At 69.7% G+C, this 12,726-nt stretch carries 13 protein-coding genes; 3 read left to right on the top strand and 10 right to left on the bottom strand.

The window, feature by feature from the left end:
* From CQZ88_RS31185 to CQZ88_RS16505, 9 genes are all read right to left on the bottom strand, one after another.
* On the bottom strand, positions 1–523 hold a 523-nt coding region (locus CQZ88_RS31185), incomplete at its 3' end, for a nickel-dependent hydrogenase large subunit (protein WP_258008630.1).
* On the bottom strand, positions 507–1,280 hold the full coding sequence (locus CQZ88_RS16540; RefSeq protein ID WP_029545468.1) for an oxidoreductase: 774 nt from the start codon (positions 1,278–1,280) through the stop codon (positions 507–509). The genes CQZ88_RS16540 and CQZ88_RS31185, both read right to left, overlap by 17 nt.
* Positions 1,280–2,140 (bottom strand): FAD/NAD(P)-binding protein, encoded by an 861-nt coding sequence (locus tag CQZ88_RS16535; protein ID WP_006945147.1) that lies wholly within the window; start codon positions 2,138–2,140, stop codon positions 1,280–1,282. Before CQZ88_RS16535 ends, CQZ88_RS16540 begins: the two co-directional genes overlap by 1 nt.
* Positions 2,130–2,591, bottom strand: a complete 462-nt coding sequence (locus tag CQZ88_RS16530; protein WP_102800046.1) for a Crp/Fnr family transcriptional regulator — start codon at positions 2,589–2,591, stop codon at positions 2,130–2,132. Before CQZ88_RS16530 ends, CQZ88_RS16535 begins: the two co-directional genes overlap by 11 nt.
* Complete coding sequence (locus tag CQZ88_RS16525; protein WP_102800045.1) at positions 2,588–3,748, bottom strand: 4Fe-4S dicluster domain-containing protein; 1,161 nt, start codon at positions 3,746–3,748, stop codon at positions 2,588–2,590. Before CQZ88_RS16525 ends, CQZ88_RS16530 begins: the two co-directional genes overlap by 4 nt.
* Before the next feature lie 121 nt (positions 3,749–3,869).
* The gene (locus CQZ88_RS16520; RefSeq protein WP_006945153.1) at positions 3,870–4,661 is read right to left on the bottom strand and encodes an FAD-binding oxidoreductase; all 792 of its coding nucleotides are present in this window, start codon (positions 4,659–4,661) and stop codon (positions 3,870–3,872) included.
* A 219-nt stretch (positions 4,662–4,880) separates the two neighbouring features.
* Entirely contained in the window at positions 4,881–5,204 is a 324-nt protein-coding gene (locus CQZ88_RS16515) for a YciI family protein (protein ID WP_006945155.1), read from the bottom strand.
* Positions 5,205–5,323: 119 nt separating this feature from the next.
* Positions 5,324–6,499, bottom strand: coding sequence for an Nramp family divalent metal transporter (locus tag CQZ88_RS16510; RefSeq protein ID WP_044476424.1), 1,176 nt, complete (start codon positions 6,497–6,499; stop codon positions 5,324–5,326).
* 383 nt (positions 6,500–6,882) lie between these two features.
* A complete protein-coding gene (locus CQZ88_RS16505) occupies positions 6,883–7,821 on the bottom strand; it encodes a dihydrodipicolinate synthase family protein (protein ID WP_006931219.1) in 939 nt (312 codons plus the stop codon).
* A gap of 177 nt (positions 7,822–7,998) precedes the next feature.
* Between CQZ88_RS16505 and CQZ88_RS16500 the strand changes: the two genes are divergently transcribed.
* Positions 7,999–9,045: a LacI family DNA-binding transcriptional regulator gene (locus CQZ88_RS16500; RefSeq protein ID WP_006931221.1), complete on the top strand. Its 1,047-nt coding sequence runs from the start codon at positions 7,999–8,001 to the stop codon at positions 9,043–9,045.
* Between the two features lie 553 nt (positions 9,046–9,598).
* Positions 9,599–11,152, top strand: a complete 1,554-nt coding sequence (locus CQZ88_RS16495) for an AMP-binding protein (protein WP_006931227.1) — start codon at positions 9,599–9,601, stop codon at positions 11,150–11,152.
* A 32-nt stretch (positions 11,153–11,184) separates the two neighbouring features.
* Here CQZ88_RS16495 and CQZ88_RS16490 read toward each other — a convergent pair whose 3' ends face one another.
* Positions 11,185–12,231 carry a hypothetical protein gene (locus tag CQZ88_RS16490; protein ID WP_029545449.1) on the bottom strand — a complete coding sequence of 349 codons (1,047 nt, stop codon included), beginning with the start codon at positions 12,229–12,231 and terminating at the stop codon, positions 11,185–11,187.
* A 192-nt stretch (positions 12,232–12,423) separates the two neighbouring features.
* Between CQZ88_RS16490 and CQZ88_RS31180 the strand changes: the two genes are divergently transcribed.
* On the top strand, positions 12,424–12,726 hold a 303-nt coding region (locus CQZ88_RS31180), incomplete at its 3' end, for a globin domain-containing protein (RefSeq protein ID WP_258008629.1).

Here is a 12,726-nt window from a genome sequence, read left to right as displayed (position 1 = left end):
GGGTCGGCGCGCGATAGAACCCGCCGATCCGCACGTTGACCGGGTGGATGGGCCGTCCGCCGATCTGCTCGAGGATCGCATTGCCGGCCTTCTTCAGGGCCAGCCCGCGTTCGAGCGCGCTCCGATGACGCTCGGCGAGGGCGATCGCGTCGGGAAGGCCGAGGAAGTCGGGGGCGTGCAGGAAGTAGATGTGCAGCACGTGGCTGGCGATCCACTCGCCGCAGTAGAGCAGGCGGCGCAGGTTCAGCACCGGCTCGTCGAGCTCGACCCCGCAGGCCTGCTCCAGCGCATTGCAGGCGCTGACCTGGTAGGCGACGGGGCAGATCCCGCAGATCCGGGAGGTGATGTCCGGAGGCTCGCGGAAATCCCTTCCCCGCAGGAACGACTCGAAGAACCGGGGCGGCTCGTAGATGTTCAGCTCCGAGCGCTGCACCCGCCCGTCGCGCACCGACACGTTCAGTCTGCCCTCGCCCTCGACGCGGGCGAGAGCACGGACCGTCAGCTCTCTACGGCTCCCGCTCACGGCGGTGCCTCTCGGCGAGCACGGGGGCGCCGACGTTGAACGTCGCGAAGGCGCGGTCGATGTCGTCGTCGCTCATGCCGCACGTGCGCAGCCACCCGGCCAGCGACGCGATGTTGGGGTCGGTCGTCGGCCCGAAACAGCCGTAGCAGCCGCGCGACTGCGCCGGGCACAGGGCGCCGCAGCCGGAGTGGGTCACCGGGCCGAGGCAGGGCGTGCCGTCGGCGACCATCACGCAGGTCAATCCCCGGCGCTTGCACTCGGTGCACACACTGGTGTTCGGGATGTTCGGCCGGCGGCCGGCCAGGAACGCGGTGATCACCTCGAGCAACTGGCGCCGGTCGATCGGGCAACCGCGCAACTCGAAGTCGACCGGCACGTGCGCCGCGATCGCCGTCGACGTCGCCAGGGTCTCGATGTACTCCGGGTGGGCGTAGACCATCGAGGTGAACTCGGCGACGTCGGCGAAGTTGCGCAACGCCTGGATGCCGCCGGCGGTTGCGCACGCGCCGATCGTGACGAGGGTCCGGGACCGCTCCCGGACCCGGTGGATGCGCGCGACGTCCGCGGCGGTGGTGATCGAGCCCTCGACCAGCGACAGGTCGTACGGACCGTCGTCGACGGCGCTCGACAGTTCGAGGAAATGGGCGATCTGCACCGCCCCCGACAGCGCGAGCAGTTCGTCCTCGCAGTCCAGCACGGACAGCTGACATCCGTCGCACGACGCGAACTTCCACACCGCGAGCTTCGGCCTGTCCATCACAGCTCCCGTACGTGCAGCAGCGGTCCGGCCACCGCGTAATCCAGCACCGGGCCGTCCCGGCAGAGCAGGATCTCGCCGAGCTGGCAGTGCCCGCACAGCCCGATCCCGCACTGCATGTTCCGTTCCAGCGAGACCCGGATATCCGGGGGCCGTATCCCCTTGCCCAGCAGCACCCGGGCCGAGAACCGCATCATCGCCTCCGGCCCGCACAGCAGGGCCGTCGTCCGCGCGGGATCGAGGTCGAGCCGGCTCAGCGGCTCCGTGACGAATCCGACGGACCCGGACCAGCCCTGGACCGGCTGGTCGATCGTCAGCCGGACCTCCACGCCACCGTCGGCCCAGTCCTGTAGCTCGCGCCGATACAGGATCTCGGCCGGCCGGCGCGCTCCGACCACGAGCACGACGCGCCGGAAGTCGCCGCGCGCGGCCACCGCGCCGAGAACGGCGGCCCGCACCGCGGCCAACCCCACCCCGCCGGCGACGATCACCAGGTCCCGGCCGGTGCACGACTCGAGGTCCCAGCCCACCCCGAACGGGCCGCGCACGCCGACGATCGCGCCGGGCTCGGCGTCGTGCAGGGCCCGGCTCACCGCACCCACCTTCCGCACGGTGTGGACCAGCTCCCCGGTCGTGTCGGTGGGATCCCCGCTGACCGAGAGCGCGATCTCGCCGACCCCGGGGGCGTAGAGCATCATGAACTGCCCGGGCCGGAACCGCGGTCGCGGCGCCCCCAGCGGGGCCAGCGACAGCGTCACCGCATCGGCGGTCTCGACGGTCCGCGAGCGAACCCGGTGGGCGCTGGGCAGCATCGGCGCGCCCGGCGCCGCTGCGGTGTCGTGCGCGAGGTCACCGAACATCGGGACCCGCATACAGGTCCAGCAGTCGCGCCCGGGTGGCCTGCAACCGCTCCAGGAGGGCCCCGAACAGGGCCCGTATCACCGTGTATCCGAACTCGGCGTCGGCCTCGCTCAGCGCCTGCAGCGCCGCGGCGTCCACCTCCAGAGCCGAGGTCGCAGCGGCCGCGACGGCCCCGTAATGCCAGCGGTAGGGCGGCGTCAGCCACGACCATCCCAGGACGTCACCGTCGACGAACGTGTCGAGGGTGACCTGGCCGCGGCCGGGCACCACCGTGTACAGATCCACCCGGCCCTCCTGGAGCAGCCAGCAACTGCGCGCCTCCCCGCCCTCGTGGAAGACGTGCTCCCCGGCGGCGAAGCGGACCGGGTGGGCGAGCGCGGCGATCCGATCCCGCGCCTCCGGGCCCAGCCCCGCCAGAGCCCGGATGCCGTCGAGCGGTGGGGTCGTCATCGGTGCCCGTCCGGTTCGTCGTCGTGGGTGGCGAGCGCGCCGGTGAGGCGGGCCGCCTCCGCGGTGATGTCGATGCCGACCGGGCACCAGTCGATGCAGCGGCCGCAGCCGACACATCCCGAGCTGCCGAACTGGTCGTGCCAGGTGCCGAGCTTGTGCGAGATCCACTGCCGGTACCGGCTCCGGCCGGACGCCCGGACGTCACCGCCGTGGATGTAGGAGAAGTCCGGTTCGAAACAGGACGCCCAGTGCTGCCACCTGCCGGCGTGCCCGTCGGCGAGGTCGGTGACGTCCTCCGTCGACGTACAGAAGCAGGTGGGGCACACCATCGTGCAGTTTCCGCACGTCAGGCAGCGATCGGCGACATCCTCCCAGACGTCCGCCTCGCGGGCGTCGCGGAGCATCGCCCGTAGGTCGACCTCGGGCATGCTCCGTCCCATCCGGTCGCCGGCCGCCGCCACCGCGTTGCGGGCCCCGGTGGTCTCGTCCGCGGTGGCGTCGCGGTGGGGGAGCAGGTCCAGGATGCGGGCGCCCTCGTCGGTCCCGACGTCCACGAGAAAACGGTGTCCCTGCTCGTCGACGCGTTCGGTCAGGCCCAGGTCGTACCCCGGGCCCGCGGCGGGTCCGGTGGCCATCGAGGCGCAGAAGCAGACCTCGCCGGGTTCGGTGCAGTTGACCGCGACGACGAACAGCCCGCGGAACCGTCGCGCGGTGGCCCCGTCGGGATGGGCGCCGCGGGTCAGCACCGTGCCCAGGATGCCGATCGCGGCCAGGTCGCAGCCGCGGACGCCGAGGAACGCGTACCGGGTCTCGTCCGCGGGTGGGGGCCGGAAACTGCCGTCCGGCGTGGTCGACCACAGTTGCTGTCGTGCGGGGTGCAGGAACTGCTTCCACGACTGCGGACCCGCGGAATGGCCGAACACGGCGGTGTCGTCGCGCCGCCGGAGCCGATACCGCCCGGGTGCGGTCGACACGCCCCACCCGTCGGGCAGCTCTCGTCCCGACCCGAGCTCGTCGAGCACGATGGCGTCGTCGCGGACGGTGGGGCCGACGACGCGATATCCCTCGGCCTGCAGCACCTCGATCAGCCGGTCGAGGTGGGCGCGGGACAGGATTGCCGGCGTCGGGGGGTCGGCGTGCGAATCCGCAATACCCATGGCAGCTCCCGTGATTCGAACGGTCACGACCCGGCGCAGCCCTCACTCGTCGCGCTGGTGGCCCCCTCGAGTATCGTCGCGGGCGCACCGCCCGGTCAACCGGTCGGCCGTCGCGGCCCGGTCAGTACGGGTCGAACCGGACGTTCTCGGCGGGGGTCCCGGTCTCGACGAGCGTGTGCAGGGTCGCGCGGACCATCGCCGCGGACCCGCACACGAGCACCTGGTGGTCGCCGAACGCCCCGTAGGAGGTGACCACCTCGTCGAGGCTGCCCTCGAGCAGCTCGTCGGGGTGGAACCCGGGATCGCCGACGTGGGCGACGATGCGGTCGTACCACTCGTCGGGGATCCCGGGGTCGTCGACCGACTCGACCACCGGCACCACGGTCAGCCACGGCAGCGTCTCGGCGAGCAGGATCAGCATGTCGGCGGCGTACAGGTCGCGGGGCGTGCGGCCGCCGACGAACAGGAAGGTCTGGGGCGGGTCCGGCCGGCGCGCGACGTCGAGGATCAGCGCCCTCAGCGGGGCCAGGCCGGTGCCGCCGGCCACCATGATCATGATGCGGCCGGAGTCGTCGACGTGCAGGTTGCCGCCCTGCGGCGCGCCGATCGTCCACACGTCGCCGGGCCGGGTGGCGGTGACGATGCTGCCGCTGACCCAGCCGCCGGGGACGGTACGGACGTGGAACTCGAGCTTGCCGTCGAGCGACGGGGGCAGTGCGGGGGAGAGGCGGCGCGGCAGCCGGGGATGCTGCGGCACGGTGACGTCGACGTACTGCCCGGGCGCGAACGGCACCATCGCGTCGTCGCATTCGAGGCGTACCACCGCGACGTCGTGGCGGAGCCGGTGGTGCTCGACGACGGTCGCCGACCACACCGTGTCGGGGGTGTGCAGGGTCTGTCCGGCCGGCTGCATGGTGTGACTCCCGGTGCTCGAGCGTGAAGGTGGCCCCACTCTAGGGACCGCTCCAACGCGGCTTGCACGCGCCCACCGCGACCTCGCCACAGACGATCAGCGACTCGTGCGTCCAGCGCGAGCAGCTGCTGCGCCAACTGCTGGGGATCGAGTGTTTCGGTCACGATCGTGAGTTCTCGCGAAACAAGCTCGGCGCGTCGGCCGAAGCCGGATCGGCCGTTATCCCGGGAGTCCCTGACGTGCTGGAGGACGCGCGTCGAATGCGGGAAGGCGGCCGAGGACGGGAGTCCATTCGTCGATTCGGTAGTGGGGAACGAGGCCGTGGACGACAAAGGGATCGTGGGTCAAGAGGGAGTCGACGGTGTCGACGGTGTCCGACTCGAGGAGGATGAGGGCGCCGGAGTCGTCGGCGTAGGGGCCGCAGGCAATGACGGTGCCGCGGTCGACCAAGGCGGCGAGCCATGTTCGGTGTGCGGCTCGATAGGTGTCCCGGCCGGTGGCGGTCTCGGCGGTGTAGGTGTAGTCGACGACGAAGAGCGGCATGTTCTCGGGTTCCTTGTCGGGCCGGAGGTGGTGGCGAGTGGTTTTCGCGTGGCAAGCAGTGGGGCGGACACCGAGTCCCGGTGTCCGCCACACTGCCTGCCATGTGTGCGTGAAGTGCTTCAGCTGAGCAGTTCGTAGAGCAGCAGCGCGGAGAGCGACAGGATGGCGACGAGGCCGGCCGCGGCGATGGCGTTCTTCCACCAGGTGTTGCGCAGGGTGCCCATCAGATCGCGGTTGTTGCTCATCACCAGCAGCAGAACGCCCAGGAGAGGCGCAATGAGAACTGTCAGGGCTTGGGCAACGATGATGAGTTGGACCGGGGACTTGGTGAACAGCAGCGTGATGGCCAGGCCGAAGGTGAGGATTGCCGCACTGGTGAGTTTTGCTGTCGGGGTGCTGGGCGAGGGGCCCTTGTCCAGGGCGTCGGAGAGCATAGTGCCGCCGGCGGTGGCGTTGGCGACCATCGAGGAGAACGCGGCGCCGGACAGGCCGAGGGCGAAGATGGTGGATCCGACGGGGCCGGCGATGGGTTCGAAGACTTTGGCCAGGCCGGTGAGGGTGGTGGCTTCGGTGCCGGTACGGCCGAGGACTGCGGCGGCGACGATGATGACGAGGCAGGTCATGATGCCAGGTGCCACGATGCCGGGGATGGTGTCGGCGATGGTGGTCCGCCGGTAGTCGGCGGCGGAGCGCTCGCGTTCGTGGGTGCCGTAGGCGGTGAAGAAGGCAGCGTTGAGGGAAAAGTTGGTGCCGACGAGGGCGACGATGAGTAGTTGTCCGCCGGCAGGGATGGTGGGGACGGCGCCGCTGAGGGCCTGATACCAGTCCGGCTCGGCGATGACGGCGCTGAGGACGAACGTCGCCGCCATCAGGGCGACGATCACCAGCAGCACCCGTTCGACGGTGCGATAGACGTTGCGGAACAGCAGGATCAGCCCGACGAAGACTGTGCAGATCGCCGACCACAGCAGTGGGGAGCCCCCGAATACCATGGACAGCCCGAGGCCGGACCCGACGGCATTGCCGACGGAGAAACACAAGGTAATGAGGAAGACGCCCGCACCGGCCGCCACGCCGACGCGACGGCCGAGGACGTCCTTGACCGAGCTGATCATCGATACCGGGGTGCGGATACCGAGGCGCACGCTCATGTCGGCATAGACGAGCATGAAGGTCGTCGACAGTGCGATGACCCAGATCAGGGAGTAGCTGTATGCGCTGCCGGCCTGTACGGCGCTGGCGAGGTTGCCGGGGCCGAACTGCCATGCTCCCGCGATGAATGCCGGTCCGGCCATTGCCAGGGTGCGAACCCAGCTCCGTCGGGGTCGGGGCCGGCTCTGTTGCGGTGAGGGGCTGCCCGCGACCACTGGTTCGCCTCCGGGGGCCTCGGTGGAGAGAGAAGTGTGCTGACTCATCGACGAGCCTACTTTCTGGTGCTCGAACCGCGGGCGGACGGCTGCGTGGACGACGAGGAGGTCGTGCGGGCGCTGACGGTTCGACGGGAAGGTGACCACGGATGCACGAGTGTGGTGCCGGTGGCATGTGGTGGAGGTCGGCCGGCCCGCCGGGCCATGTGAGCGGCGGGCCGGCCGAACCTGTGCGTCACGCACAAGCGGTGACGGCCGGGAACGCGGAATGCGGATGGTCCGTCGGATGCTGACGGGCGCAGCGATGAGGGTCAGGCGAAGGCGGCGACCGACCCGAGGCCGGCCGACTGCAGCGCGGCCGCGATCTCGGCGCCGGCGCCGGCGGCCAGCGGCAGCAGCGGAGAGCGGACGGTGGCGTGCTCGAGGATGCCGCGGGCGACGAGGCCTTCCTTCAGGGCGACGGTGCCTTCCATGTGGGAGCCGCGGTGGTAGACGTTGGCGGTCACCGGCAGCAGGCGGTCGTGGAGGGCGCGGGCGGCGGGGTAGTCCTTGGCCTTGCCGGCGGCGATGAGCTCGACCAGTGGCTCGGGAGCAAGTCCGCCGTAGCCGACGAGCAGGCCGTCGACGTCGAACACGGTGTGCAGCAGGTACTCGTCGTGGCAGCTGAGGATCTGCAGGTCCGGGTTCTCCTTGCGCAGCACCGGGATCTCGCGGTCCCAGCGGCGCATGTTGCGCACGCCGTTCTTGGTGGCGAACACTCCTTCTTGGGCGGCGATCTCGAGCTGGGTGTCCAGGTTGTACGTGGCCTTGGTGGCATCCGGGTACTGGAACAGGATCAGCGGAAGCCCCGATCCTTCGTAGATGGCCTTGTAGCGGTCCTGCGGAGCGCCGTCCTGGTAACCGAAGCGCAGCCACCCGTGAGAGGGATAGACCAGTCCGGCCGAGGCGCCGGCATCGACGGCACGCTTGGCTTCCTCCACCGAGACTGCGGTGCCCTCGCCCGTGATGCCGGCGATGATGGGCAGACGGCCGTCGACGGAGTCTTTGAACGCGGCGATGACGCGCACCTGCTCGTCCTGGGTGAGGAACGTGCCCTCGCCGGCGTGGCCCAGGACCACCAGGCCCTTGACACCGTCGACGCTGCCGAGCCACGAGCCGAGGCGCTGGATGGCGGCGTAGTCGACGTCGCCGTCACGGGTGAACGGGGTGACCGGTGCAGGGGTGAGGCCGCGGAGGTCGAGTGTGCTCATGATCGCTCTTTCCTGGAAGTATGACGCTTCTTTGCAAACGTTCCCGGGAACGTTCCCGTGAACGATTTCATCGTGCGGTACGATCGGTCTCTGTGTCAAGGGTCACTCTCGACTCGGGATGTGATCAGCCGGCCTTGGCCGGGCAGACGAGGGCCAACGCGGTAGACAGGGACGATCATGAAGACGAACGGGAACGCGGCAGAGGGCAGGCACAAGGTCGTCACGCTGCGCGAGGTGGCCGAGGCTGCCGGCGTGAGCACCTCGACGGTGAGCCGGGTGCTCGACGATCGGATTCCCCCTTCGCACTCACCGACGGCCCAACGCGTCCGCGAGGTCGCCGCCGCCCTCGGCTACCGGCGCAACACCTTCGCCTCCAGCCTGCGCCGTGGCCAGACCGCCACGATCGGTGTGCTCGTCCCCCGGCTCAGCGATACCGTTATGGCCCTGATGTACGAGGCGGTCGGGCGGGCCGCGAAGCGACTCGGCTACTTCACCATGGTTGCTACCACCGGCGACGACCCCGCCGACGAGCAGGACGCGGCGCATTCCCTCCTCGGCCGCAACGTCGACGGGCTGATCATCGCCTCGAGCCGCCGCGACGATCCGTTACCCCGCCAGCTTCGCGAGCAGAGCGTGCCCCATGCCCTCGTGTTGCGCACCGACGGCATCAGCCCGTCCTCGATCGGCGACGACGAAGCCGGCGGATACCTCGCCACCCGGCACTTGATCGACCTCGGGCACAACGACATTGCCGTGCTGTCGGGACCGTTGTTCACCTCCACCGCCGCCGGCCGCCTTGCCGGTGCACAGAAGGCTCTGCGGGAAGCCGGGATCGAGGTCGATCCGGGCTGGATCGTCGAAACGGGATTCGGCATCGAAAGTGGGGAGGAAGCCGGACGGCGGCTCTTCGCTTCCTCCGTGCGCCCAACGGCCGTCTTCGCCGCCAACGACAATCTTGCCCTGGGGGTCATGGCGGCGGCCCACCAGAGGTCGCTGGCTATAGGCGACGACGTGGCCCTGGTGGGCTACAACGACATCCCGTTGTCGCAGCGCCTCCCGGTTCCGCTGACATCGGTACGGACGCCGTTCGATCAGATCGCGGCTACCGCACTGGATTTGATGCTCGCCGCCGGCCCTGTCGGCACTCCGATCCGCCGAGCGCTGCCCACGCTGATTCCGAGACAGTCGTCCGGCCCGCACAGAAGCGCCGCATCCGCGCTCTGATCCGGACACCTGCGGCACCCGAGCGCATCGTGCGACAGAGCCGCCAGGGGGCGAGGCGACGGCAAGGCGCAGCCGCGGCGATCAGCGGAGTGGACCCGCCGCAGCAGGGTATACACCTTCGAGCATTCGCCGGTGTGCTCGCCCCGACGATGCAGATGCTGCCCTGTCTTCGGGCCCGGCGGTGTGCCGCCACCCGCCCGGCGGCGTTGCAGGGCAACCGCTCGCCCCCGAAACGGGTGAGCATCAGGCGCTACCCACGCTGCGTGAGATCGACCGGGTCGCGATCGGTGAACGTTCGCCGAGGCGATGCGCGTCGGCAGCGCGGCTCAGCGCGACCCGGCAACTGCTACGCCGAGACATTCGATCTCCGGATGAGGATCTCGACGTCGGCGTAGCGAGTGGTATCCGTCGACGAGGACCATCGGGATGCGACCGGACCGCGTCCGGAATGAAACATGTTCCAATTTCGGTGTCGATGTGGTTATGGTGACGAAGGCGGCGGCCCCGTCGCGCCCAGCTGCCGTCACGCCGCCCACGACCGGAAGGACGCTCAATGACCGAGGAGTACGCCGACCTGCATCGGCCCGTGTTCACCGCGGACCTGCTCATCACCGCCCTCGAGCGCAGCGCCGAGAAGCCGGCCCTGTACCTCGGCGACGTCGTGCTCACCGGCGGGGAGATGCGCGACGAGATCAGCCGGTTCGGGCAGGCACTCGCCTCGGTCGGGGTGGGGCAGGGATCGTCGGTGGCGATGCTGTCGAAGAACCGCCCCGAGGTTCTCATCTCGATGGGCGCGACGATGGTCGCCGGCTGCCGCAACAGCGCGCTCAATCCCATGGGTTCGCTGTCGGACCACCTCTACATCGTCGACGACGCCGCCATCGAGACCCTCATCTTCGATCCGAACCACTTCGAGGAACGCGCCGCCGAACTGAGGGCACAGGTGCCGACGCTGAAGAACGTCTTCTCCCTCGGCCCGTCGGAGGTCGGCACCGACATCCTCGCCCTGGCCGCACAGTTCACTCCGCAGCGGCTCGTCGCCGCGCCGGTGGCGGCCGAGGACACGTCGAGCATCGTCTACACCGGCGGCACCACCGGCAAACCCAAGGGCGTCATGGGCTCGTTCCGCTCCGGCGCGACGCTCACCCAGATCCAGATGGCCGAATGGCAGTGGCCCGACGAGCCGCGCTTCCTGATCTGCACGCCGCTCTCGCACGCCGGCGCCGCGTTCTTCGTCCCGACGCTGCTGCGCGGCGGATCCCTCTACGTGCTGCCGTATTTCGAGCCGGGCCTGGTGCTCGAGACGATCGAGAAGCACCGCATCAACGCCACCATGCTGGTGCCCACGATGATCTACCTGCTGCTCGACCACCCCGATTTCGACCGCCGCGACCTGTCCAGCCTCGAGACCCTGTTCTACGGCGCGTCGGCGATGTCCCCGGCGCGGCTGCGGGAGGGCATCGAGCGGCTGGGCCCGGTGTTCTTCCAGTTCTACGGGCAGAGCGAATGCGGCATGACCATCTCCGTGCTGCGCAAGGAGGACCACCTCGCCGACGATCCGGAACGCCTCGCCACGTGCGGGCGGCCGGTCCCGTGGCTCGACGTGCGACTGCTCGACGACGACCTGAACGAGGTGCCGCGCGGGGAACTGGGGGAGATCTGCGTACGCGGGCCGCTGGTGATGAAGGGATACCTCGGCAAACCCGCAGAGACCGCCGAGGCGCTGCGGGGCGGCTGGCTGCACACCGGCGACGTCGCCCGGGCCGACAAGAACGGTTTCCTCACCATCGTCGACCGCAAGAAGGACATGATCGTCACCGGCGGATTCAACGTCTTCCCCCGCGAGATCGAGGACGTCATCTCCGCGCATCCGGCGGTCGCGTCCGTCGCGGTCGTCGGCGTGCCCGACGCCAAGTGGGGTGAGGCCGTCAAAGCCTGCGTGGTGCTGCGCGACGGCCGGTCGGTCCGCGCGGAGGAGCTGATCGAGAGAGTCCGCGCCGCAAAGGGTTCGGTGCACGCACCGAAGTCGGTGGACTTCCTCGACGCGCTGCCGCTCACCCCGTTGGGCAAGCTGGACAAGAAGACCCTGCGTGCGTCGTACCGGTAGGCGGCTCCGCCGCCGGTGTGTCCTTTGGGCGGTCAGGGGGGCCCAAAGGAGACACCGGCAGCGCAGCTGCACCTGTTGTCGGCGCTGCGTCGCCACCCGAGCCGGACAAGGACGGTCTCGACCTCTTCGGCGACGCCGCACGGGTCCCGGCTGACCTCGTCGTAGCCGTACACCAGGCGGGACCGCCCGGCCAGTTCGGCGGCGTTGTCGCGGCGACGGTCCCGGAAGGCGACCTCCGCCATCGAGTGGAACCTGCGTCCGTCGAGCCGGACCGTCAACGCGGCACCGTGGCCGTCGTACGTGCAGTCCTCGTACAGTGTCCGCCCATCCACGACGACCGGCGTCTGTCGATGTGCGAGGGGAAGCCCGTGTCGTTGCTCCACCTCGATCGCGTAACGGAGTTCGAGCATCGACTGGGCGCCGTCGGCGAGCAATCGGACCGCATCCTCGAGCGCCTTCCGGTATCGGAACGGGGTTCGTTCCTGCGTCCGCCGCCGGATCTCCGACAGCGGAATACGACTGTCCGTGACGATCCGGATCAACCGGATGTAGCCGTCGTGCGAGGTGGGCGCGGCCGTCGCCAGGTCGAGCGCGGTGTCGGCCCGGCCGGTGCGCGGGGGCATCGTCGGCACCCCGATGTGCGCATGGGCCCGGCTGCGGTGCACGATCACCCCCGGATGGAGCATCTCCCCGAGGTGCGGCAGCCGGATGCCGTGTGGCCTCGCCGTGGCGAAGGTGGCAGCCTGTCCCTTGGTCGACGATCCCATCGGCACGGTGACATGGACCGGTTCGAGTGGATCGTGGGGCAGCATCCCCCATTCCTCGGCGGCTGTGCGGTGACTGAGGATTCCGGCGTCACCGCAGAACGCGACGGCCGCGGCCAGTACCGCGGGCCGGGACAGCGGGCCGGTCGTCACCGAGTACACGCCACGGAGCACCTGCTGCCACCGCCCGTACTCGAGACGGTGCCGGATCCACGGCCACGTGTGTCCGTGATGTTCGAGCTGGGCGCGGGTGACGATGCCGTGCTGGAACGCGACGATCCGATCGAGTTCGGGCACGTCCGGAAGAACTGGCATGAAAGTCATGATTCGGGCGTGGATCGTCTCCGGAGGCCGGCAGAGGGCGAAGCGGCGCAATCTGTGGACGAACCGGGCGGGTGGGGATAACCCGGTGTGTCCTTTGGGCGGTCGGAGCCGCCCAAAGGACACACCGGCGGCGCAGCCGCCTATAGCGTGGGAGTGACACATCGGACACCCCTGGGAGGCGTAATGCTGTCAGTCGAGTCTGCCGACGTGGTGCGCGCGACCCTGCCGGTCGTCGGTGCTGCGATCGGCGACATCACCCCGATCTTCTACCGCCGCATGTTTGCCGCGCACCCGGAGTTGGAGCGGGACCTGTTCAACCGCGGCAACCAGGCACAGGGCGACCAGCAGCGCGCCCTCGCGGGGGCCATCGCCGCGTACGCGACGTTGCTGGTCTCGGAGAACGTTCCGCAGCCGGACGATCTGCTCGCCAGGATCGCGAACAAACACGCCTCGCTCGGGATCATCGCCGACCAGTACGAGATCGTG

Source organism: Rhodococcus sp. ENV425 (assembly GCF_002887785.1).
Lineage (GTDB): Bacteria > Actinomycetota > Actinomycetes > Mycobacteriales > Mycobacteriaceae > Rhodococcus > Rhodococcus aetherivorans.
This window is presented reverse-complemented; position numbering and strand designations above follow the sequence as displayed.